The organism is Pseudomonas sp. QE6 (assembly GCF_041379005.1).
In the GTDB taxonomy this organism is placed as follows: domain Bacteria; phylum Pseudomonadota; class Gammaproteobacteria; order Pseudomonadales; family Pseudomonadaceae; genus Pseudomonas.
In genome coordinates, this window is record NZ_CP166873.1 from 6,078,104 (window position 1) to 6,100,120 (window position 22,017).

25 protein-coding genes are annotated in these 22,017 nt (G+C 66.3%); 13 read left to right on the plus strand and 12 right to left on the minus strand.

Translation table 11 applies throughout. From position 1 onward, the window contains the following. Positions 1–52 precede the first annotated feature (52 nt). The 3 genes from ACAW63_RS27755 to ACAW63_RS27765 form a co-directional block, all read right to left on the minus strand. On the minus strand, positions 53–454 hold the full coding sequence (locus ACAW63_RS27755; RefSeq protein ID WP_371230705.1) for a VOC family protein: 402 nt from the start codon (positions 452–454) through the stop codon (positions 53–55). Between the two features lie 156 nt (positions 455–610). After that, positions 611–898 carry a PA4642 family protein gene (locus tag ACAW63_RS27760; protein ID WP_371230707.1) on the minus strand — a complete coding sequence of 96 codons (288 nt, stop codon included), beginning with the start codon at positions 896–898 and terminating at the stop codon, positions 611–613. A gap of 98 nt (positions 899–996) precedes the next feature. Then, the gene (locus ACAW63_RS27765) at positions 997–1,482 is read right to left on the minus strand and encodes a hypothetical protein (RefSeq protein ID WP_371230709.1); all 486 of its coding nucleotides are present in this window, start codon (positions 1,480–1,482) and stop codon (positions 997–999) included. 137 nt (positions 1,483–1,619) lie between these two features. On the opposite strand from ACAW63_RS27765, the gene ACAW63_RS27770 reads away from it, so the two are divergent. Further along, positions 1,620–2,537 carry a LysR family transcriptional regulator gene (locus ACAW63_RS27770; RefSeq protein WP_371230711.1) on the plus strand — a complete coding sequence of 306 codons (918 nt, stop codon included), beginning with the start codon at positions 1,620–1,622 and terminating at the stop codon, positions 2,535–2,537. Here ACAW63_RS27770 and ACAW63_RS27775 read toward each other — a convergent pair. The 3 genes from ACAW63_RS27775 to ACAW63_RS27785 form a co-directional block, all read right to left on the minus strand. Then, positions 2,521–3,945, minus strand: a complete 1,425-nt coding sequence (locus ACAW63_RS27775; protein ID WP_371230712.1) for an aldehyde dehydrogenase family protein — start codon at positions 3,943–3,945, stop codon at positions 2,521–2,523. The two genes, ACAW63_RS27770 and ACAW63_RS27775, sit on opposite strands and share 17 nt — an antisense overlap. Positions 3,946–4,159: 214 nt before the next feature. Continuing rightward, positions 4,160–4,636 carry a WbuC family cupin fold metalloprotein gene (locus ACAW63_RS27780; RefSeq protein WP_371230714.1) on the minus strand — a complete coding sequence of 159 codons (477 nt, stop codon included), beginning with the start codon at positions 4,634–4,636 and terminating at the stop codon, positions 4,160–4,162. A 1-nt stretch (position 4,637) separates the two neighbouring features. Then, a complete protein-coding gene (locus tag ACAW63_RS27785) occupies positions 4,638–5,195 on the minus strand; it encodes a hypoxanthine-guanine phosphoribosyltransferase (protein WP_275608555.1) in 558 nt (185 codons plus the stop codon). 155 nt (positions 5,196–5,350) lie between these two features. Between ACAW63_RS27785 and upp the strand changes: the two genes are divergently transcribed. From upp to ACAW63_RS27800, 3 genes are all read left to right on the plus strand, one after another. Continuing rightward, on the plus strand, positions 5,351–5,989 hold the full coding sequence (upp, locus tag ACAW63_RS27790; protein WP_275608556.1) for a uracil phosphoribosyltransferase: 639 nt from the start codon (positions 5,351–5,353) through the stop codon (positions 5,987–5,989). 3 nt (positions 5,990–5,992) lie between these two features. After that, complete coding sequence (locus ACAW63_RS27795; RefSeq protein WP_371230717.1) at positions 5,993–7,294, plus strand: uracil-xanthine permease family protein; 1,302 nt, start codon at positions 5,993–5,995, stop codon at positions 7,292–7,294. A 160-nt stretch (positions 7,295–7,454) separates the two neighbouring features. Further along, positions 7,455–8,453, plus strand: a complete 999-nt coding sequence (locus ACAW63_RS27800) for a YbhN family protein (protein WP_371230719.1) — start codon at positions 7,455–7,457, stop codon at positions 8,451–8,453. A gap of 4 nt (positions 8,454–8,457) precedes the next feature. Here ACAW63_RS27800 and ACAW63_RS27805 read toward each other — a convergent pair whose 3' ends face one another. After that, positions 8,458–8,643: a hypothetical protein gene (locus tag ACAW63_RS27805; RefSeq protein ID WP_371230721.1), complete on the minus strand. Its 186-nt coding sequence runs from the start codon at positions 8,641–8,643 to the stop codon at positions 8,458–8,460. A 90-nt stretch (positions 8,644–8,733) separates the two neighbouring features. Further along, positions 8,734–9,585, minus strand: coding sequence for a formyltetrahydrofolate deformylase (purU, locus tag ACAW63_RS27810; RefSeq protein ID WP_207886010.1), 852 nt, complete (start codon positions 9,583–9,585; stop codon positions 8,734–8,736). A 260-nt stretch (positions 9,586–9,845) separates the two neighbouring features. Here purU and mvaT point away from each other — a divergent pair, with 260 nt between their 5' ends. Beyond that, positions 9,846–10,220 carry a histone-like nucleoid-structuring protein MvaT gene (gene mvaT, locus ACAW63_RS27815; protein WP_275608560.1) on the plus strand — a complete coding sequence of 125 codons (375 nt, stop codon included), beginning with the start codon at positions 9,846–9,848 and terminating at the stop codon, positions 10,218–10,220. A 60-nt stretch (positions 10,221–10,280) separates the two neighbouring features. Here mvaT and sbcB read toward each other — a convergent pair whose 3' ends face one another. Then, complete coding sequence (gene sbcB / locus ACAW63_RS27820; RefSeq protein ID WP_371230722.1) at positions 10,281–11,711, minus strand: exodeoxyribonuclease I; 1,431 nt, start codon at positions 11,709–11,711, stop codon at positions 10,281–10,283. Between the two features lie 142 nt (positions 11,712–11,853). Here sbcB and ACAW63_RS27825 point away from each other — a divergent pair, with 142 nt between their 5' ends. The 7 genes from ACAW63_RS27825 (at position 11,854) to ACAW63_RS27855 (ending at position 19,585) form a co-directional block, all read left to right on the plus strand. Next, positions 11,854–12,618 carry a hypothetical protein gene (locus ACAW63_RS27825; protein ID WP_371230723.1) on the plus strand — a complete coding sequence of 255 codons (765 nt, stop codon included), beginning with the start codon at positions 11,854–11,856 and terminating at the stop codon, positions 12,616–12,618. 139 nt (positions 12,619–12,757) lie between these two features. After that, positions 12,758–13,447 (plus strand): RDD family protein, encoded by a 690-nt coding sequence (locus ACAW63_RS27830; protein WP_371234818.1) that lies wholly within the window; start codon positions 12,758–12,760, stop codon positions 13,445–13,447. Beyond that, entirely contained in the window at positions 13,444–14,430 is a 987-nt protein-coding gene (locus ACAW63_RS27835) for a stage II sporulation protein M (protein WP_371230725.1), read from the plus strand. Before ACAW63_RS27830 ends, ACAW63_RS27835 begins: the two co-directional genes overlap by 4 nt. Further along, positions 14,417–15,994, plus strand: coding sequence for a DUF4129 domain-containing protein (locus tag ACAW63_RS27840; protein WP_371230727.1), 1,578 nt, complete (start codon positions 14,417–14,419; stop codon positions 15,992–15,994). Before ACAW63_RS27835 ends, ACAW63_RS27840 begins: the two co-directional genes overlap by 14 nt. After that, a complete protein-coding gene (locus tag ACAW63_RS27845) occupies positions 15,991–17,256 on the plus strand; it encodes a DUF4350 domain-containing protein (protein ID WP_371230728.1) in 1,266 nt (421 codons plus the stop codon). Before ACAW63_RS27840 ends, ACAW63_RS27845 begins: the two co-directional genes overlap by 4 nt. Continuing rightward, positions 17,253–18,260, plus strand: coding sequence for an AAA family ATPase (locus tag ACAW63_RS27850; protein ID WP_371230730.1), 1,008 nt, complete (start codon positions 17,253–17,255; stop codon positions 18,258–18,260). Before ACAW63_RS27845 ends, ACAW63_RS27850 begins: the two co-directional genes overlap by 4 nt. Next, positions 18,257–19,585, plus strand: a complete 1,329-nt coding sequence (locus ACAW63_RS27855) for a DUF58 domain-containing protein (protein WP_371230732.1) — start codon at positions 18,257–18,259, stop codon at positions 19,583–19,585. Before ACAW63_RS27850 ends, ACAW63_RS27855 begins: the two co-directional genes overlap by 4 nt. 167 nt (positions 19,586–19,752) lie before the next feature. Here the strand turns inward: ACAW63_RS27855 and ACAW63_RS27860 are convergent, their stop codons facing one another. The 3 genes from ACAW63_RS27860 to ACAW63_RS27870 form a co-directional block, all read right to left on the minus strand. Beyond that, positions 19,753–20,112, minus strand: a complete 360-nt coding sequence (locus ACAW63_RS27860) for a PilZ domain-containing protein (protein WP_275608569.1) — start codon at positions 20,110–20,112, stop codon at positions 19,753–19,755. A gap of 60 nt (positions 20,113–20,172) precedes the next feature. Next, a complete protein-coding gene (locus ACAW63_RS27865; RefSeq protein WP_371230734.1) occupies positions 20,173–20,595 on the minus strand; it encodes a DUF4124 domain-containing protein in 423 nt (140 codons plus the stop codon). Between the two features lie 75 nt (positions 20,596–20,670). After that, positions 20,671–21,042, minus strand: a complete 372-nt coding sequence (locus ACAW63_RS27870) for a tol-pal system YbgF family protein (RefSeq protein WP_275608571.1) — start codon at positions 21,040–21,042, stop codon at positions 20,671–20,673. A 99-nt stretch (positions 21,043–21,141) separates the two neighbouring features. Here ACAW63_RS27870 and ACAW63_RS27875 point away from each other — a divergent pair, with 99 nt between their 5' ends. Beyond that, on the plus strand, positions 21,142–21,948 hold the full coding sequence (locus ACAW63_RS27875) for an outer membrane assembly lipoprotein YfiO (RefSeq protein WP_371230735.1): 807 nt from the start codon (positions 21,142–21,144) through the stop codon (positions 21,946–21,948). Positions 21,949–22,017 lie beyond the last annotated feature (69 nt).

A 22,017-nucleotide genomic window follows, 5' to 3' on the forward strand; every position in this document is an offset into this window, starting at 1 on the left:
AGCCCGCCTTCCGGCGGGCTTTTTCGTTTCTGCTTTCGTTCCAAGTACGGGGTCAGTGACAACTGACCATCCAGCCTACGCCGAAGCGGTCGGTGAGCATGCCGAAGCGCTGCGCCCAGAAGGTTTTCTCCAGCGGCATCTCCACCCGCCCCTCCTCCGCCAGCGCGGCGAACGCCTGCTCCGCCGCCACCACGCTACGCAGCGTCAGGTGCAGGGAGAATCCATTGAAGGTGGCGTTGTGCTCGCCACGGCCATCGGACAGGAAGACGTCCGTCTCGCCAATTCGCAGGCTGGCGTGCATCACCTTGTCCAGCCAACCGTCCGGCACCGGCGACGGGCCGGGCGCCTCCTCGTAGCGCATCAGCATGTTGAGTTGGGCGCCCACGGCGTGCTGGTAGAAGGCAATGGCCTCATCGGCGCGACCATGGAAAAACAGATAGGGCTGTACTTGCACGGCTTCGTCCTCGCCTTGTCGTTATCGTTGTAAGGGGAAGTCTAGGCGGGGAATCAGGGATAGGGGCGCGAAGCGCGGACCATAGGAGCGTCAGCCAGCCACTCAGCAGAAACAAAAAAGCCCGCACAAGGCGGGCTTTTCAGCGTTTCGATGCGATCAGCCGCGAGCAGCCTTGATCACTTCGATATAGGGCTCGGCCTGGCGCTGGTCCTGGATCAGAGCAACGAAATCCTGGCCCTTGGCGTCCTTGGCGTTGAGGTCATAGCCGGCCTCGACGAAGAAGCCGACGAAGCGCTCGAAGTCATCGATGCGCAGGCCACGATAGGCCTTGACCAGCTTGTGCAGGGACGGCGGGGTGTCGTCGGCCGGTTCCACGTCGAGGAACAGCTTGATGGCGTCGTCGCCGATTTCTTCGCCAATCACCTGCTTCTTGTCTTTACGCATCGCTCGCTTCTCTCTACGGCTGTCTCGGGGATCGCGGCCCGCATCGGCTCAGGCCGGGCACCACGGGTCGGGCAGTTTAACCCTGCGCCGTGCGCGGCTCAACGCGCGCGCACCGCCCCGGTGTGCAGGTCGGCCCAGATATGGCCGTTGCCGTAGCTCAGGAACTGTACATAGACGGTGCCGTTGCGCAGCAGGTCGAGCAGTTTCGGGTAGGACGCCTGGGGGTAATAGAGACTGAGCACCCGGCTCTTGTCGTCGTAGACCGGCTTCTTCAGGCTCTTGCCCTCGGCATCGAAGCTGATCACCACCTGGCTGATCTGCGCGCCCTTGTTCAGCGGCTTGCCTTTCAGGCGCAGCAACGCCGGCGTGGTGATCGGGATCGGCTGCTGGTTGGACTGGCGCTGGTTGCCCAGCACCACGCTGTATTCGGTGACCTGCAGCAGTTGCTGCTGCTCCGGCTCGCCCTGGCGCAGGCCGGCATCATCCGGCGGCAGGAACTGGCTGTGCATCGGCGGCGCGGCGAAGGCCGCGAGGGGTAGACAGAGTGCCAGCGCCAACGCGGCGCCCGGTATGCGAACGGACATCATCACCTCCGCGGGACAGGGCCAAGCACTCTAGCACGGCCCCGAAGCGCCACGACAGGCGCACATGGCGTGCCCGCCGATACATTGATAGCCTTCAACGCAACACTACTCTTACATCGGCCAATCACTACCTCATCATGCTGCACAACGTCTCCGACCTCGACCTGCGCCTGCTGCGCATCTTCGCCTGCGTGGTGCGCTGCGGCGGCTTCTCCGCGGCCCAGGGCGAGCTGGGCATGGGCCAGTCGACCATCAGCACGCACATCGCCAGCCTGGAGACGCGCCTGGGCTATCGCCTGTGCGAGCGCGGCAAGAGTGGTTTCCGCCTGACCGAGAAAGGCGAGCGGGTGCTGGACTACACGCAGAACCTGTTCGCCGCGCTCGGCGACTTCCGCGACCAGGTGCAGTCACTGGCCGGGCGCCTGGTGGGCGAACTGCACCTGGGCCTGGCCGACAACGTCGCCACCCTGCCCGGCGCGCGCATCCACCAGACCCTGGCACGCTTCAACCGCCGTGATCAGGACGTACGTCTGCACTTCCTCATCGAATCCTCCACCGAACTGGAGCGCCTGGTGCTCAGCGGCCGCCTGCACCTGGCCATCGCCTGCTTCAGCCGGCGCCTGCCGAACCTGCGCTACGAGCCGCTGTACCACGAGCGCGTGGCGGTATTCTGCGGGCGCGAGCACCCGCTGTTCGGCAAGCCGGTGAAGGACTCCGCCGAACTGGAAAGCTGCAACTGGATTCAGCACGGCTATGCGGTGGCCGACGTGCAACTGCCGGCCGATCCACAGCGCAGCACGGCATTCACCCAGCACATGGAAGCGGTACTCCACGCGGTGCGCGCCGGCACGCACCTGGGCTACCTGCCGACCCACTACGCCGAACGCTGGGTGGAACAGGGCGAGATGCGTGCGCTGCTGCCGGACAGCCTAGGCTACGGCATCACCCACAGCCTGGTGGTGCGCGACGAGCCGGGGCACAACGAAGCGCTCCAGGCGCTGGTGGAAGACCTGCGCCTGGAGCACGGGGCAACGCCGATCAGCGCGGCGCGGTGATGTGCTTGATGTCGAAGAACGCCGACAAGCCCCATGGGCCCAGCTCGCGGCCGATGCCGCTGCGCTTGCCGCCGCCCCAGGAAGTCTGCGGGAACACCACTTGCGGCGAGTTCAGCCAGACGTTGCCGGCCTCCAGGTTCTCGGCGACGCGCTGGGCTCGCTTCAGGTCGGCGCTGCACACGGTGGCGGCCAGGGCGAAGTCGCTGTCGTTGGCCTGACGCAGGGCGTCGGCATCATCACTGAAGGTGCGCACACAGAGAACCGGGCCGAAGATTTCCTCGCGCCACAGGCGGCTGTCCGCCGGTACGTCGGTGTAGACGGTCGGGCGGATGAACCAGCCCTCGCCGGCTTCGCCACCGGTCAGGCAGACGAGGCCTTCGTCGCGGGCCACGGCGAAGTAGTCGAGCACCTTGCGGTACTGCGCTTCGCTGGTCATCGGGCCCATGTCGGTCTCGCCCCGCAGAGAGTCGCCGACGCGCAGGCCTTCCACCGCCACCTTCAGCTTGGCCAGCAGCGGCTCGGCGATGGATGCCTGCACCAGCAGGCGCGAGGTCGCTGAGCACATCTGCCCGGCGTTCCAGTAGACGCCGGCGATGATCCACTGCACGGCTTCGTCCAGGTCGCAGTCCTCGAACACCAGGATCGGCGACTTGCCGCCCAGCTCCAGCCCCACCGGCAGGGTGCGCGCGGCGGCGGCTTCCATGACCTTGCGGCCGACGACGTTGCTACCGGTGAAGGACAGCTTGGCGATACCCGGATGACTGCACAGCGCGGCGCCGGCATCGGCCAGACCCGGCACCAGGTTCAGCACGCCGGCCGGCAGTCCGATGGCATCGGCGATCTCGCCCAGCACCAGTTCGATCAGCGGGGTGATCTCCGAGGGCTTGAGCACCACGGTGCAGCCCGCGGCCAGGGCCGGTGCGACCTTCCAGGCGCTGGTCACCAGCGGGAAGTTCCACGGCACGATCAGGCCGACCACACCGATGGGCTCGAAGCGGGTCTGCGAGCGATAGCCGGCGTCCGGCAGGGCGACTTCGGCGTTCTGCCGGGCGTCCAGCTGGTCGGCCAGCTCTGCGTAGTAGGCGAAGGTGGCAATGGCGTCGCCGATGTCGATTTCGGCTTCCAGGCGCGGCTTGCCGCTGGCCTGCATCTGCAGGGTGATCAGGCTTTCACGGCGGGCTTCGAGCTGCTCGGCGAAGGCGCGCAGGTAGCCGGCGCGCTGGGCGGCGGTGGTCAGCTTCCAGCCAGCGAAGGCACGCTGGGCGGCAGCCACGGCGCGCTCGATGTCGGACACGCCGGCACAGGCGACTTCCGGCAGCGCTTCACGGGTGGCGGGAGCGATCGGGCGCAGTACGGCGCCGCTGTCGGCGGCCTGCCATTGGCCATCGATATAGAGAAGACGGGACATGCGAACCTCGGGGCGGGTTTTGGTGAGGGTCGCAGGATAGGCAGGGCATGCATTGGGAAAAATGCTCTCTTGCCCATGCATACATCGATGTGGATAGATGCATCAGGGATCTGTAGGAGCGAGCTTGCTCGCGAACCGCTTCGCGCCAGACATTCCCATCGGCGCCGGGATGTTCGCGAGCAAGCTCGCTCCTACGAAAAGACGAAGAGCCCGTTCAGACGGGGAAGTGGGAGCGCATCCAGGCCAGGTACTCGGCCGCGCCCGGCTCGCCTTCGCGCGGCGCCCACTGGCCGCGCTCGTCCTCGCCCAGCGGCACGAAGGGGCCGGCCTTGGCTTCGAACATGATGCTGTCCGGCTCCAGCGCCACGATGGCGTGGAAGGTGCTCGGAGGCAGGTCGGCGCCGACGCATTCGCCGCCCGCGCGCAGGACGCGGGTAGTCAGCAGCTCGCCGCTGTCGGAGAAGATCAGCAGCCCCAGCGCGCCCTTCACTACCAGCAGGCTCTCGGCCTTGTCCGGATGGCGATGACAATGCGGCGGGATGTAGCTGTCCGGCTGCAGCGCGTTGAGCAGGCGATGGCAGGGCTCGGTCTGCTCATGGAAATTGTGGTTCTGCCGGCGCCGGGGGCTGGCGGCGGCGCGGGCCGCGACCTCGTCGAACAGCGCACTGTCGAGAAAACGCGGCCCGGTCATGTCAGAGCCCCTTGACCGCGAAGATGCCGGCGGCGTTGCGCCAGTAGCCCTTGTAGTCCATGCCGTAGCCGAAGATGTAGCGGTCGACGCAGGACAGGCCCACGTAGTCGGCCTTCAGGTCCGGACGGGCCTTGCGGTCGTGGTCCTTGTCGATCAGCACGGCGGTGTGCACGCGCTTGGCGCCGGCGTGCTTGCAGAAGTCGATGATCGCCGAGAGGGTATGACCTTCGTCGAGGATGTCGTCGATGATCAGCACGTCGCGGTCGATGAAGGAGATTTCCGGCTTGGCCTTCCAGAACAGCTCGCCACCGGTGGTCTCGTTGCGGTAACGGGTCGCATGCAGGTAGGAGGCTTCCAGCGGGAAGTTCAGCAGCGGCAGCAGCTTGCCGGAGAAGATCAGGCCGCCGTTCATCACGCAGAACACCACCGGGTTGGTCTCGGCCAGGGTGCCGTTGATGGCCTCGGCCACGCGGGCGATGGCGGCTTCCACCTCGGCATTGGTGTACAGGCAGTCGGCTTCGGCCATGACTTGGCGAATGTGCGCGAGATCGACGGACATGGGGGTTCTCCCGTGAAAAAGTGCGCAAAGGTACCTATCAGCGTGCCATGGGGCAAGGGTCAGCGGACGAAAGTCCCCGACAATCGTGGCCCAAGGTAGCTAGGATGCATTACGCTACCGCAATTTTTTTGCCAGCCCGTCCGGAGACCCCGCCCATGCCCGTACTCGAGATTCGCCATCCCCTGATCCGCCACAAGATCGGACTGATGCGCCGTCACGATATCAGTACCAAGAATTTCCGCGAGCTGGCCCAGGAAGTGGGCGCCCTGCTCACCTACGAGGCGACCAAGGACCTGCCGCTGGAAAACTACGAAATCGAAGGCTGGGCCGGCCCCGTGCAGGTGGAGAAGATCGCCGGCAAGAAGATCACCGTGGTGCCGATCCTGCGCGCCGGCATCGGCATGCTCGACGGCGTGCTCAGCCTGATTCCGGGCGCCAAGGTCAGCGCCGTCGGGGTCGCGCGCAACGAGGAAACCCTCGAAGCGCACACCTACCTGGAAAAGCTCGCGCCGGACATCGCCGAGCGCCGCTCGCTGATCATCGACCCGATGCTGGCCACCGGCGGCTCCATGGTCGCCACCATCAACCTGCTCAAGAAAGCCGGCAGCAAGGACATCCGCGCCATGGTGCTGGTGGCCGCGCCCGAAGGCATCAAGGCGGTCAACGATGCGCATCCGGACGTGCTCATCTATACCGCGTCCATCGACCAGTGCCTGAACGAGCACGGTTACATCATGCCGGGCCTGGGCGATGCCGGTGACAAGATCTTCGGCACCAAGCAGAAGGACACCTGATTCATGGCCGATGAATTCAACGATCCGCTGTGGCGCCAGGTCATCTCCGGCGCGCAGATGCTCTTCGTGGCCTTCGGCGCGCTGGTGCTGATGCCGCTGATCACGGGCCTGGACCCGAACGTCGCGCTGTTCACCGCCGGCTTCGGCACCCTGATGTTCCAGATCGTCACCGGGCGCCAGGTGCCGGTGTTCCTGGCCTCCAGCTTTGCCTTCATCACCCCGATCATCCTCGCCAAGGGCCAGTTCGGCCTGGCCGCGACCATGGGCGGCGTGGTGGCGGCGGGCTTCGTCTACACCTTCCTGGGCCTGGCGGTGAAGATCAAGGGCACCGGTTTCATCGACCGCCTGCTGCCGCCGGTGGTGATCGGCCCGGTGATCATCTCCATCGGCCTGGCCATGGCGCCGATCGCCGCCAACATGGCCATGGGCAAGGCCGGTGACGGCGCCGAGCTGATCCCCTACAAGACCGCGATGCTGATCTCCATGCCGGCACTGGTGACCACCCTGATCGTCGCCGTGTTCGGCAAGGGCATGCTGCGCCTGGTGCCGATCATCGCCGGCGTGCTGGTGGGCTACGGCCTGTCCTTCGCCTTCGGCGTGGTCGACGTGGCCAAGATCGTCGCCGCGCCCTGGCTGGAACTGCCGAAGTTCACCGCACCGGAGTTCAACTGGCAGGCCATCCTGTTCATCGTCCCCGTGGCGCTGGCCCCGGCCATCGAGCACATCGGCGGCGTCATCGCCGTGGGTGGCGTGACCGGCAAGAACTACCTGAAGACCCCGGGCCTGCACCGCACCCTGCTGGGCGACGGCATCGCCACCTCCACCGCCGGCCTGTTCGGCGGCCCGCCGAACACCACCTACGCGGAAGTGACCGGCGCGGTGATGCTGACCAAGAACTACAACCCGAAGATCATGACCTGGGCGGCGGTGTTCGCCATCGGCCTGGCCTTCATCGGCAAGTTCGGCGCCATCCTGCAGAGCATCCCGGTACCGGTGATGGGCGGCATCCTCTGCCTGCTGTTCGGCACCATCGCCTCGGTGGGCATGAACACCCTGATCCGCCACAAGGTCGACCTGTCCCAGGCGCGCAACCTGTGCATCGTCTCGGTCACCCTGGTGTTCGGCATCGGCGGCGTGCTGATCGGCACCGGTACAGGCCCGGACGACTTCGGCCTGAAGGGCATCGCCCTGTGCGCCATCGTCGCCATCCTGCTGAACCTGATCCTGCCCGGCGAAGACGGTTGGGAGAACAAGGCGCTGGAAGAAGGCGCCGGCGTCTCTTCAGCAGAGAAATCCGCCGAGTGAGCGTGGGGCGCCGCCCGATGGCGGCGCCCTGCCCACGGAAAGTTCGGCGAACGCAGTCCCCCGCTGACGGTCCACTCTGCATGAAACAGCGACTCACCCAGCACACTCCGCCGCTCCACCCTGCCCTGCCCACTCCTCCGCCCCCGCCGGAGGCGCGCCCGTGACACGTGGCTGGTGGCTGTTGCTGGGCCTGGTCGGCGCCTCGCTGATTCCCCTGGCCCTGGGCGGCCCGGAGATGCTCACCCAGGTCCTGGCCTTCCCCCTCGACAGCCTGCTGATCATGTTCGGCATGATCCTCCTGTGCTGGCTGATCAACGCCCAGAAGCTGCGGGTGCTGCTCAATGGCCGCGCCGGCGACATCGGCCGGGTCCAGTCGGTGGGCATCATCATGGCCTCGGAGTTCGCCTTCTACGCCACCCCGGGCGGGACCGGCGGCCCGTTGACGCTGATGGCCCTGCTGTCGCGCCACGGCATGCGCCCGGCGCACAGCAGCGCGATCTTCGCCGTGGACCAGCTCAGCGACCTGATGTTCTTCCTCTGCGCGCTGGCGGCGGTACTGGTCTGGGCCCTGTCGCACAGCGTCAGCCCGAACCTGGAGACCTCACTGATCACCAGCGGCGCGCTGCTGGGCGGAATTCTCTTCGGTGTGGTGCTCTTGGCGCGCTTCCAGCGCCGGGTGATCAAGGCCATCGGACGCCTGTTCGCACGCCTGGGCATGAAGCCGCGTACGCGCCTGCACTGGGCGCGCAAGAGCCTGCACTTCCGCGACACGCTGGTGAGTTCCCTGCGCCAGCCCAAGCGCCGCCTGGCGCTGATCTTCTCCCTCACCTGCTGCCACTGGACGCTGCGCTTCTCGGTGCTCTACCTCACCCTGTACGCCATGGGCGTGGACCTGCACTGGGCCTGGACCTTCCTCATCCAGCTGCTGTCGCTGGCCGCGGGACTGGCTACGCTGCTGCCCGGCGGCGCCGGCGGCACAGAGTTGACCTCCGCCGCGCTACTCGCCCCGCTGGTGGGCAAATCGACGGCAGCCGCGGCCATCCTGATCTGGCGCGTGGTGACCTACTACTTCTATCTGGTGATGGGCGCGCCGGTGTTCGCCCTGCTGGCCGGGCGGCCGTTGCTGCGCAAGTTGATCGGGCTGCGGGAGAAAGGCTGAGATTTCAGTCTTCGGAAGGCGTATCGCCTTCGGACGGCATTTTCGGCTTGAGCGAATCCCAGAGTTCGGCGGCGCCGGGAAACTCGGTGCCATCCTCTTCACTCAAGGCTTCGGGGTCGTAGCGGCGGGTACAGCCCTCGCCCAGGGTGGGCGGCGGGGTGGCGGTGCCAGGGGTCTTCGGATCGTTCATCGCGGCACTCTCCGGTTGGGCGCAGCGCCGGCCGTCAGACGACGGCAGGCGCATGCGGAGTACCCAGTGTAGCGAGCAACCGACTGCGGATCAGTCGAACACCACGGTCTTGTTGTCGTGCACCAGCACGCGGTCTTCCAGGTGGTAGCGCAGGCCGCGGGCCAGCACCAGCTTCTCCACGTCCTTGCCCAGGCGCACCAGGTCCTCGACGTTGTCGCGGTGGGTGATGCGCACCACGTCCTGCTCGATGATCGGGCCGGCGTCCAGCTCCTCGGTCACGTAGTGGCAGGTCGCGCCGATCAGCTTCACGCCACGCAGCGAGGCCTGGTGGTAGGGCTTGGCGCCGACGAAGGACGGCAGGAAGCTGTGGTGGATGTTGATCACCTGGTGGCGGTACTTCTGGCACAGGTCCGGCGGCAGGATCTGCATGTAGCGCGCCAGCACCACGTTGTCGGCCTGGTGCTCGTCGATCAGGCGCGAGACCTGCTCGAAGGCCGGCTGCTTGTTCTTCGGGTCCACCGGAACGTGGAAGTACGGAATGCCGTGCCACTCCACCATGCTGCGCAGGTCGTCGTGGTTGGCGATCACGCAGGGAATCTCGCAATCCAGCTCGCCGCTGTGCCAGCGGTGCAGCAGGTCGGCCAGGCAGTGCGACTCGCGGCTGGCCATCAGCACCACGCGCTTCTTCACCGAAGAATCGGTGATACGCCATTCCATGGAGAACTCGCGCGCAATGGGCGCGAAGGCCTGGCGGAATCCGTCGAGGTCGAACGGCAGGGAATCGGCACGGATTTCATGCCGCATGAAGAACCAGCCGTTGTCATTATCGGAATGGTGACTGGCCTCGGTGATCCAGCCGTTGTAAGTGGCCAGGAAATTACTCACCTTGGCGACGATGCCGACCCCGTCGGGGCAGGCGATCACCAGTCGAAAAGTGCGCATGGGTGTACTCCAGATACATCGCGAAGGCCGCCATTCTAGCGGCTGGAGGGGAAAAGTTCAGCACTGCGCGGGAGTGGCCGACGAGAGCCAATTAGGCCTGGCACTAAGTTTTCCGGTTAAATTCTCCGCGCTAATAACTTAAATACTTGACTAATTACCCACAAAAGTTGTCTTCGCAGTTTACTTGAACAACTGCGCTGACTATTATGGGTGCTACAAACTATCCGCCACCGCTGGACCTCAAGAACAAGGTACCCAACATGTCGCTGATCAACGAGTACCGCGCCACCGAAGAAGCCATCAAGGAACTTCAAGAGCGCCTGAAATCCCTCGAACAGGACGACAAGCTGAAGAAAGAGCTTGAGTTCGAAGAGAAACTCCGCGCACTGATGGGCAGCTACGGCAAATCCCTGCGCGATATCATCGCCCTGCTCGATCCGGACGCGAAGCTGAGCAAATCGCCGCGTGCCGCCAAGAGCACCGTGACCAAGCGCGCTCGCAAGGTCAAGCAGTACAAGAACCCGCACACCGGTGAAGTCATCGAGACCAAGGGCGGCAACCACAAGACCCTCAAGGAATGGAAGGCCAAGTGGGGCGCCGAGGCCGTAGAAGGCTGGGCCACGCTGCTGGGCTAAGCCCTTCTCGCAATAAAGAACGCCAGCCTTGCGCTGGCGTTTTTTATTGCCCGGCAACAGCTAGAGGCCATAGCGCTCGCGCAACACGAGTGCATATTTCGCCCAGGCTTCAAGCACTGCGCGGTTTGCTGCACCGGCATTACTCATCTGCTCGACCATTGCGCTGTCGAAGTTCGACAGAGTATTCGGCGCCCCCCACTCCGGTGCACTCAGGCGCAAGCGGCAGAAGTCCTGCCATTGTTGCTGTTCGGTGGCAGACAAAGTTTCCGGAAAATTACGCGCCCGGTATCGGAACAGAAGTTCTGGAAGTCGCGGATCATCGAAGGGCCATTGCTCTTTGGCCAGTCGCGTAGGATCTGCCTGACGTACCTGCTCACACAATCGGCGATCCCGGTCTCCGATAAATCCGTCATACAACTGCTGCTCCGGGTCCTCGGTCGTCGCGTAACTTTCCTCGGAATAGATCGGCGCGAGTTTTTCCTGCCAGATCGCCTTGGCCTGAACCAGTGTCTGCGCAACTGCCAGGCAACCCTCCAGGTCCAGGCCGACGCGTTCGCGATCCTGCGGACGGAGCACCTTCAACGATGCCACCACCGGGCAACGGTTGATATGCAGCAGCTTCAGCGGCACCGGCAGCTCGCCTTCGGCGAGTTCGTCCCGGCGCGTGTACAGGCGCTGGCGCAGGGTCTCGGCGTCCAGCTCCAGCAGCGGCGACGGGTCGGCGGCCAGGTCGCAGACGATCAGCGCATTGCGGTTGCGCGGGTGCCAGCCCAGTGGCAGCACCACCGACAGATAGTGGCGTGCCCCGGAGAAGCGCCCGGACACGTGCACCAGTGGCTCGTGCATACGGATCTGGTCCAGCACGCCCTGCTTGCTGCGCAGGCGATAGAGATAGTCGTAGAGCTTGGGCTGACGGTCGCGGATCAGCCGCGCCAGGGCGATGGTCGCCCGCACGTCCGACAGCGCATCGTGGGCCTGGCCATGGGCGATGCCGTTGGCGGCGGTGAGGCGTTCCAGCTTGAGGGTGACGGCGCCGTCCTGCTCGGGCCAGACGATACCTTCGGGGCGCAACGCATAGCAGGTGCGCACCAGGTCGATCAGGTCCCAGCGGCTGTTGCCGCCCTGCCATTCGCGGGCATAGGGGTCGAAGAAGTTTCGATACAGGCTGTAGCGCGTGACTTCATCGTCGAAGCGCAGGGTGTTGTAGCCCGCGACGCAGGTACCTGGCTGCGCCAGCTCGGCATGCAGGCGGGTCATGAACTCGGCTTCGCCCAGGCCCTGTTCCTCCAGCCGCTGCGGGACTATCCCGGTGACCAGACAGGCCGCAGGATGAGGAAGGATGTCGTCGCTGGGACGGCAGTAGAGATTCAGCGACTGGCCGATCTCGTTGAGAGCTTCGTCGGTGCGGATGCCGGCGACCTGCAGAGGGCGGTCGCGGCGCGGGTCGATGCCGGTGGTTTCGTAGTCGTACCAGAAGATGCTGGCGGTCATGGCGCGTTTCCTTGCCTGCGGGCGATTGCGCCGCAGTCTAACAGTGCGCGTTGCCTCACTTCCAAACCGCGGCCCTGGCCCATGGCCAGCTGCCATCCTATGCTTCACCTCCAACGGACCCGCCTGAAGGAAAGGAACTTCCATGCAAGATATCTCCGCGCAGAATCCCTACAGCCCTCCACAAAGCGACCTGCAGCCCAGTCCATCCACGTCGGCCGTGCCCTCGGTGGAGGAAGCCCTCGCCCGTGGCTACGACTTCTCGATTGGCGAGGTGATCAGCGAAGCCTGGAAACGGGTCAAGGGTATGAAGGGCCTGATGATCGCGGCCACGCTGGTCTACATCGTGGCGATCCAGACGATCAGCTTCGCCCTCGGCCTGGCACTGGGGCTCGGATTCGGCGTAACGGAACCCGACTCGCCGATGGGGCAGGTTGCACAAGTCATCGCGAGCGTTCTCGCCGGAGCGGCCTGCTATCCCCTGGCCGCCGGAATCGCCATGCTCGGCATCCGCCGCGCCGCCGACCAGAAGGTCTCCTTCGACGAGATGTTCAGCCACTTCGGACTGTTCGTCCCGCTGCTCCTCACCGGCCTGCTGATGACGTTGCTGATCTACGCCGGACTCCTGCTGCTGATCATTCCCGGCATCTACCTGAGCCTCGCCTATCAGCTGGCGATCCCGCTGGCGGTCGAGCGCAAGCTCAGCCCCTGGCAGGCGCTGGAGGCCTCGCGCAAGGCAATCACCCGGCACTGGTTCAAGTTCCTCGGTCTGTACTTCGTATTGGGCCTGATCACGATCGTCAGTGCGCTCCCGCTGGGCATCGGCCTGGTGTGGACCGTACCGCTGCTGATCATCTCCGGCGGCGTGCTCTACCGGAGGATCTTCGGCGTACTGCCACCGGCCAATTGAACACCGTTCGCCAATTGCCGCCGGCGCGGTTGCCTCGCCGCGGCGCGCTGGCTAGCATCTGCCTTTCAGCCATCGATAGCGATTCCCCTTGACCGCAGCCGCCGCTCCACGCCCGGACGCACGTCCGCCCAGCCCCGCGCTGGATACCCGCCACCACGTGGAGACGCCGGAAGGGATCGACCTGTTGCTGCGTCCCGCCGGCGTGATTCCACGAGCGATCGCCTACCTGGTCGACCTGGGTATCCGCGCCCTGCTGATGTTCGCCCTGTTCATGGCGCTGGCCTTCCTCGGCCAGCTCGGCACCGGCCTGGGCCTGCTGCTCACCTTCGTTATGACCTGGTGGTACATGGTGCTCTTCGAAGTGCTCAACCAGGGCCGCTCGCCCGGCAAGCAGATGATGGGGCTGCGCGTGGTCCACGATGACGGCACGCCGATCGGCTGGTCCGCCTCGCTGCTGCGCAACCTGCTGCGCTTCGCCGACATCCTGCCGTTCGGCTACGCCCTGGGCCTGCTCAGTTGCCTGTCCAATCCGGCGTTCAAGCGGCTGGGCGACCTGGCCGCCGGCACCCTGGTGATTTACCGCGATCCGCCTCCGGGCCGTCCGCAGCCTCCCCAGGTAGCGCCGGAACTGTCGCCCTGGCCGCTGAGCCTGGAAGAACAGCGCGCGATGATGGGCTTCGCCGAACGCTCCGGACAGCTGTCCGCGGCACGCCGCGAAGAGCTGGCCAGCATCCTCGCCGAACCGCTGGGCGTGACGCCCGAACACGCCGAGGCACGCCTCAACGCCATCGCCAGCGGCCTGCTCGGCAACGGTCAGGTGACCCCATGAAGCAGGCCCTCTTCGAACAGCGCCACCAGGGCGCCTGGAAGCGTTTCGGCAAGCGCCTGGAGCAACTGGAAAACGGCAAGCGTCAGGAAGCCTCCGAGCGCCCCGACGAGTTCGCCGCCGACTACCGGCGCATCTGCCAGCAGCTGGCGCTGGCGCAGGAGCGTGGCTACAGCAGCCACCTGATCGATCACCTGCAACAGCTGGCCATGCGCGGGCACCAGCAGTTCTACCGGCACCGCAGCCACCTCGGCGCGCGCATCCTCGGCTTCATAACCGCCGGATTCCCGCGCCTGGTGCGCGAGGAATGGCGCTTCATCGTGGTCGCCAGCCTGCTGTTCTACGGCAGCGCCCTGCTCATGGGGTTGCTGGCCTATCACTTCCCCGATCTCACCTACAGCGTGATGGCGCCCGAACGCGTCGCGGAGATGGAGACCATGTACTCGCCTGAGGCGCGGCGCCTCGGCCCGATGAGCGAACGGGACACCGGCGATGACTGGAAGATGTTCGCCTTCTACATCATGAACAACATCGGCATCGCCTTTCAGACCTTCGCCAGCGGCCTGCTGTTCTGCCTGGGCAGCCTGTTCTTCCTGCTGTTCAACGGCCTGATGATCGGCGCCGCGGCCGGGCACCTGACCCAGGTGGGCTACATCGAGACCTTCTGGTCCTTCGTCATCGGTCACGGCGCCTTCGAGCTGACCGCCATCACCTTCGCCGGCGCCGCCGGCCTCAAGCTCGGCTGGGCGTTGCTCGCCCCCGGTCGCCTGAGTCGCCTCGACGCGCTGCGCCAGGCGGCGGCCCGGGCCGTGCAACTGGTGGGCGGGGTGATCCTGCTGCTGCTGATCGCCGCCTTCATCGAAGGCTACTGGTCCTCGCTCACGCAGTTCCCGGCGACCGTGAAGTACATCGTCGGCGCCTGCCTCTGGCTGCTGGTCGGCGGTTATTTCGGGTTTGCCGGACGGAGCCGCCATGCGCCTGACTGACGCCAGCGTCGCCATCCGTCCGCGCAGCCCGTGGGAAGCCCTGGACCTGGGGATTCTCCTGGCGCGCCGCCACGCCGGCCTGCTGATGGGCAGCTGGGCGCTGGTCACCCTGCCGGTGTTCGCCGTGCTCAGCCTGCTGCTGTGGAACCACTCGGGCTGGGCGATCCTGCTGTTCTGGTGGCTCAAGCCGGCCTTCGAGCGCCTGCCGCTGTACATCCTGTCGCGCGCCCTGTTCGACGACACACCCACCCTCGGGCAGGCCCTGCGGGCCTTCCCCGGCCTGCTCAGGAACCAGTTGCTGCCCAGCCTGCTGTGGCGCCGCTTCAGCCCGACACGCAGCTTCGACCTGCCGGTGCTGCAACTCGAAGGCCTCAAGGGCCAGGCCCGCAGCCAGCGCCTGGTGGTCCTCGGCCAGCGCAACGCCGGCGGCGCAACCTGGCTGACCCTGATCGGCATGCACTTCGAATCGGCCCTGTGGCTCGGACTGTCCGTGCTGCTCTACCTGTTGCTGCCGCAGCAGTGGGTAGCGGACTGGAAATGGCAATCGCTGATCAGTCTGGCTGACGGCGAATGGGGCTGGCTGGAGCATCTGAGCAATCTGCTCTACGCGCTGGTGCTGGTGGCCTGGGAACCGGTCTACGTAGCCTGCGGCTTTACGCTCTACCTGAACCGGCGCACCGAACTGGAGGCCTGGGATATCGAGCTGGTGCTGCGTCGCCTGCGCCAGCGCCTGATCGGCAGCGCCTATGCCCTGCTGCTGGTGGCCGCTGCCTGCCTGGCGCCGCTGCCCGGGGCCAGCGCCTGGGCAGCGGACCAGCCCGGTTACAGCTGCCCGCTGCCCGACCAGGACCCCAACGGCCCCCAGGCCACCCGTCTGCAGAACCAGGTGCTGAACAGCGAGCAATCACGCCGCGCCGCCGAGGCCATCCTGGCGGCACCGCCGTTCCGCAACAGCGAGACGGTGACCCGCTGGCGGCTGAACGATCCCAAGGACAAGGACAAGCCGAGCAAGGACGACGAACAGAGCCTGAAGCGTTTCTTCGAGGCCCTGGAGCACTGGCAGGCGTTCAAGTACATCGCGCAGATCATCGAAGTGCTGCTATGGGGCGCCTTGATCAGCGTCGTCGCCCTGTTGATCTGGCGCTACCGCGAATGGCTGCGGCTGTTCGCCGGCCGCATCGGCCTGCCCCAGCACCAGCGCCGCGAGTCGCCGAGCGTGCTGTTCGGCCTGGAGCTGGCTCCGGAAACCCTGCCTGCGGACGTCGCCAGCGAGGCCGAGCGCCTGTGGGACGAACAACCACGCGCCGCGCTGGGCCTGCTGTACCGCGCACTGCTCAGCCGCCTGCTGCATGACTACCGCGTGCCGCTGCGCGACTCCACCACCGAAGGCGAGGTGCTGGTGCGCGTCGAAGCCCTCGACAACCCGCCGCTGGACAGCTTCACCCGCAGCCTGACCCTGCACTGGCAGGCTCTTGCCTACGGTCATCGCACGCCCCGGGACGACCTCAAGCAGCAGCTGTGCGGGCAATGGCGCGGCCTGTTCGGCAACGAGGTGCGCCCATGAAGCGCTCCGCCATCCTGCTGATCACCCTGGCCGTCCTGCTGGTGCTGGGCGCCGCCGGGTACTACCTCTATACCCATCTCAAGCCTTATCCCGAGACCGTCGAGCACGGCCCGGCGCCGGAGGTCCGCGCCAATCCCTACCTGGCCGCCGAGGCCTACCTGCGCGGACGCGGCCTGAAGGTCAGCGCGTCCAAGGGAATGGAAGTGCTCGAGCAGTTGCCGAGCAAGGGCCACACGCTGATCCTGCTCGGCAGCCGCGAGAACCTCACGCCGAAGCAGACCGAACGCCTGCTCGACTGGACCTCCCGCGGCGGCCATCTGGTGGTCACCGCCGAACGTCTGTGGGATGAGGAAGAAGGCAAGAGCGGCGACCTGCTGCTCGATCGCCTCGGCGTGCAGCAGTTCCTCACCGAAGACCTCGACAAGGACAAGGGCGCCGCCCAGCCGGAAGACAAGACCGATGAGGAACCCGCCGCGCCGGAAGAGCCGGCCGAGCAGCCGGCCGCCCCCGCTGCCGACCCCGAACTCGCTGCCCCCGCCGAGGAAGAAGATCCCTACCCGAAGCTGACCAAGCTCTACCTGGAAAACGAAAAGGCGCCGGCCTACATCGACTTCGACACCGACTACCACCTGTTCGACTCGAAGAACGTCGCCTACGCCTGGGCCAACAGTTCGCAAGCCACTCACCTGCTGCAACTGCAACAGGGCCAGGGCCTGGTCACCGTGCTGACCGACAACTGGATCTGGCAGAACAACCAGCTGAGCGACTACGACAACGCCTGGCTGCTCTGGTACCTGACCCAGGACAGCAGCGTGACCCTGGTCTATCGTGCCGACGGCGACAGCCTGTTCTCCCTGCTGGCGCGCTACTTCCCGCAGGCGCTGCTCGCCTGCGCCCTGCTGCTGGCGCTCGCCCTGTGGCGCCAGGGCCTTCGCCAGGGCCCGCTGCAACCAAGCCCCGCGCGCGGACGCCGGCAACTGGAAGAACACCTGCGCGCCGGTGCCGACTTCGTCCTCCGCCAGCGCGGCCAGATCGCCCTGCTGCAAGGGCTGCAGCGCGACATCCTGCGCCGGGCGCGGCAGCGCCAGCCGGGCTTCGAGCGCCTGCCCGTCGCAGAACAATGGCAAACCCTGGGCCGCATGACGCGGCTGCCGGTCAGCGCCATCAGCCAGGCCATGCGCCCCTATCCGCAGCAACGCATGGCCATCGCCGAATTCACCCGCCAGGTCGCCCACCTGCAGAGCCTCAGGAATTCCCTATGAGCGAACAGATTCCGGAACAAACCAGCCCGTCATCCAATCCGGCCGCCCAGCGCCAGCGCGCCAGCCAACTGGCCCAGGCGCTGCGCCATGAACTGCAGAAGGCGCTGATCGGCCAGCAGGGCGTGATCGACGATGTACTGACCGCGCTGCTCGCCGGTGGCCACGTACTCATCGAAGGTGTCCCCGGCCTCGGCAAGACCCTGCTGGTGCGCGCCCTCGCCCGCTGCTTCGACGGCGGCTTCGCGCGCATCCAGTTCACCCCGGACCTGATGCCCAGCGACGTCACCGGCCATGCGGTCTACGACCTCGCCACCGAGCAGTTCAAGCTGCGCAAGGGGCCGGTATTCACCCACCTGCTGCTGGCCGACGAGATCAACCGCGCGCCGGCCAAGACCCAGGCGGCGCTGCTGGAAGTCATGCAGGAACGCCAGGTCACCCTCGAAGGCCGCGCCCTGCCGGTGCCGCAGCCGTTCATGGTGCTGGCCACCCAGAACCCCATCGAGCAGGAAGGCACCTATCCGCTGCCCGAGGCGGAGCTGGACCGTTTCATGCTCAAGCTGCGCATCGACTACCCGCAGGAAGCCGAGGAGCAGACCCTGGTGCGCCAGGTGACCCGCTCGGCGCGCAGCGACATGCTCGACGTGGCGCCGATCCGTCCGCTGCTCAAGGAAAAGGACGTCATGGCGCTGCAGAAGATCGCCTCCGACCTGCCCATCGACGACCAGGTGCTGGACTACGCCGTGCGCATCGCCCGCACCACCCGCAACTGGCCGGGCCTGGCCCTGGGCGCCGGACCGCGCGCCTCCATCGCCCTGGTGCGTTGCGCGCGGGCGCGGGCGATGCTGCGCGGCGGCGACTTCGTGCTGCCGGACGACGTCAAGGGCAGCGCCCTGGCGGTGCTGCGGCACCGCGTGCGGCTGTCGCCGGAACTGGACATCGAGGGCCTGTCGGTGGACCAGGTGCTGCAACAGCTGCTCGACCAGGTACCGGCACCGCGCCTATGAAGCCCTCGCGCGCCCTTCTCGCGCTGCTCGGCGTGCTGCTGGCCGTGGCCATCGCCCTGGGTACCGCCACGGCCCTGGACACCCCGGCGCCGCTGCTCGGCCAGCTCTGGTGGGGCGCCCTCTGCGCCCTGGGCCTGCTTGCCCTGGTCGACGCCCTGTGGCTGCGCCGCCTGCCCTCGCCGCGCCTGGAGCGGCAGCTGAGCGGCAACCTGCCGCTGGGCCGCTGGAGCGAAGTACGCCTGCAACTGCACCATCGCTACGCGCAGGCACAGCGCGTGACCCTGTTCGATCACCTGCCCGGCGCCATGGACTTCGAGTACCTGCCGCAGGTGGTCGAGCTGCGCCCGGGCGAGCAGACCGAACTGGGCTATCGCGTGCGTCCCCTGTCGCGCGGACACTTCGTCTTCCCGCGCTGCGAGATCGAACTGTCCAGCCCGCTGCGCCTGTGGAAGGGCCGGCGCTATCTGGAAGAACGCAGTGAAACCCGCGTCTACCCCGATTTCGCGCGCATCTACGGCGCCGAGCTGATGGCCGTGGACCACTGGCTGAACCGCATCGGCGTGCGCGCCGGGCAGCGCCGCGGCCTGGGCCTGGAGTTCCACCAGCTGCGCGAATTCCGCGACGGCGACACCCTGCGGCAGATCGACTGGAAAGCCACCGCGCGCAAGCGCACGCCGATCGCCCGCGAGTACCAGGACGAGCGCGACCAGCAGATTCTCTTCCTGCTCGACTGCGGCCGGCGCATGCGCAGCCATGACGGCGATCTGTCGCACTTCGACCATGCCCTCAACTCCAGCCTGCTGCTGGCCTACGTCGCGCTGCGCCAGGGCGACGCCGTGGGCCTGATGACCTTCGCCGGCGACCAGCCGCGGCACCTGCCGCCAGGCAAGGGCAGCGCGCAGTTGAGCGTGCTGCTCAATGGCGTCTACGACCTCGACAGCAGCCAGCGCGCGGCGGACTACGCGGCGGCGGTGCAGGCCGTGCTCACCCGCCAACGGCGCCGCGCCCTGGTGGTGATCATCACCAACCTGCGCGACGAGGACGACGAAGACCTGGTAGCCGCGGTGAAGCGGCTGGGACGGCAACACCGGGTGCTGGTGGCCAGCCTGCGCGAGGAAGTGCTCGACCGGCTGCGGCAGTCGCCCGTGGAGGGCTACGAAGAAGCGCTGGCCTACTGCGGCACGGTGGAGTACCTGAATGCCCGCGCCGGGCTGCACGAGAAACTGGTGGCCCATGGCGTGCCGGTGCTGGACGCACGGCCCAGTCAGCTCGGACCGGAACTGGTCAGCCGCTACCTGGGCTGGAAAAAGGCGGGAGCGCTGTAGGGCGTACAACCGTTCGCGGTTGTACGCCGATACTCCGTGCTTCGCCGCCCGCGACAAAACCAGGCTCAAAGCACCTTCGGATCAAGGTTACGCCCTGCTCTGACGGCCGAAATGCCCCGGCGTCCTGCCTTCCGCCACCGCCAGATCGGTTCAGCGCGTCCTGCGCCTCAGACCGACTCCACCTGACGGCGAAAACTGAAATAACGGCGTAGCGCATCGACCAGCTCGACGTACTCCATCGGCGGCGCTACCAGACTGAAGCCGGAGTCGAAGTTGCCCGGATTGACGTCCTCGCGGCACCACTGGCAGGTCGCGGAGAACTCGATCAGCTGCAGCTTGCCGTCATGGCCAGGGATCTTCAGGCGCATGTCGAAACGGCCACCCACCAGCATCGGCAGCTGGCTGATCAGCAACATCCCGTCCAGCGAGACGTTGCCCAGGTAACCCATCGGTTTGTCGGTGATGCTGTTGAACACCTTCAGGTAGTAGGGCAGCTGATGGCGCTCGATATGTCGTTGATGGCGCATAATGGCGTTTCGCTATGAAATATCGTCCAGTATGGCAATGCCGCCCGCTCGGGGCCAGTCCTAACGACAACCTTCCGCCAGTCGCGCTTCAAGCTCGCGACGGGCGGCGTCGATCTGTGCATCGCTGTAGTAGGTCCGTTTACCGTCGCTATCCTGCGTGAAGTAGCGACCGCCCAGACTGAGGTTGTTCAGGCTCTGCTGCCACTGCGCGCACTGGGCGCTCAGCCTGGCCTGCTGCTCGGTCGCCTTGGCTTGCGCGGCGGCCTGCTCGTCACGACGGGCATCGTAGAAGCGGGCGGTGCGCTCCTCCCGCTCGCGGGTCGCCGCATCACGCTCGACGACCTGGGGCTTCACTTCGATGCGCTGCGCCCCCGGCGGTGGGGTTTCGCTGAAATGCACCTTGCCCTGCGCGTCGGTCCAGCGATAGATGTCGGCGTGAACCAACAAGGGAAAACACCAGACGCAGAGCCACAGGGCACGCATTCCAACCTCCTCCGTGAGTCACTCCATGAGATTAGCCAGCGATCGGGGGCGCTCAAGTTCGCCACCGACCGGCGGTCAGGGCGTGACCGGATAGCTGCGCGCCGTATCGCCGGGCAGACGGCCATTCAGGCGCAGCGTCTCAAGCCGGGCCTTGGCGCGGTAAGCATACTCGCTGGTCGGGTAGCGGGCGATGATGAACTGGTAGGTCTGCGCGGCGTCGACGAAGAATTTCTGCCGTTCCAGGCATTGCCCGCGCAGCATGGAGATCTCCGGCTGCAGCCACGGGCGCGCACGGCTCTTGCGCTCGGTTTCCGAGAGTTCGAGCATGACCCGGTCGCAATCGCCGCTCTTGTATGAGCGGTAGGCGTTGTTCAGGTGGTAATTCATCGACCAGCTGGTGCATCCGGTAACACTCAGGAGCAGCAGCAGGGTGGCCAGGGTTCGCATGGGCATATCCTCCGTTGGGAAGTGTATCGGCCCGTCTTGGCCGTACTGAAGCCCACCACTAGACTGGCGCGGATCACGCCCCGGCGCCAAGGAGATGCCATGCGCTCAGCTTTCGCCCTGCCCTTCGTGGTGCTCCTCCCCCTGCTCGCCGGCTGCGCCCCCACCACGCCGCTGTTCGTCGCGCAGGTCACCACCGGTGAAGTCGCCGAATACAAGCAGCTGAAGAACAAGCGCATGACCGCCGCAGTGGAAGAGGAAGGCGACCTGCTGACCTACAGCGCCCAGGCCATCCGCGACAACAAGAGTGCCGAGGCCGAGCAGCTCTACCTGACCGGCTACGGCAACACCCGCTACAGCCCGGAAGTGCGCGCCATCGCGCTGTACCAGATCGGCCTGATCTATATGAGTCGCTTCAACGACCAGCGCGACGATGCGAAGGCGCTGCAGTACTTCGAGCGCATCGACCGCGAGTTCCCCGGCACCCAGGCCGCCGCCCACGCCGACGCGCGCATCCTGATGATCCGCCAGCGCGCCAGGGACCCGGTACAGAAGAACGCCCGCGAGCTGCTGGCGGACTGGAAGCCGCAGTACAACCTCGACCTGAACAAGCCCAGCCTCGATCCGGACATGACCCTGCTGTCGCGCCGCGCGGTGCTCAAGGACCGCGTCGACGAAGCCGCGCAGCTCTACCTGCTGGGCGCCAACGACCCGGCCATTCCGCCGGACATCCGCGAAAAGGCGCTGTACCAGCTCGGCCTGATGTACATGGCGCCGGACAATCCGCACCCCGACCGCGACCAGGCCATCGCCTACCTGCGCCGGCAACTGGCCGAGTACCCCAACGGCGATCTCGCCGACAAGGCGGCGCGCCACCTCGACCAGGCACTGAACAGCCAGCGCAACTGAGGGCGACTTCCCGCGCGCAGCGCTGACCCAGATCAAGCGCTACGCGCTAGGCTTGGACTGCAATGGTCG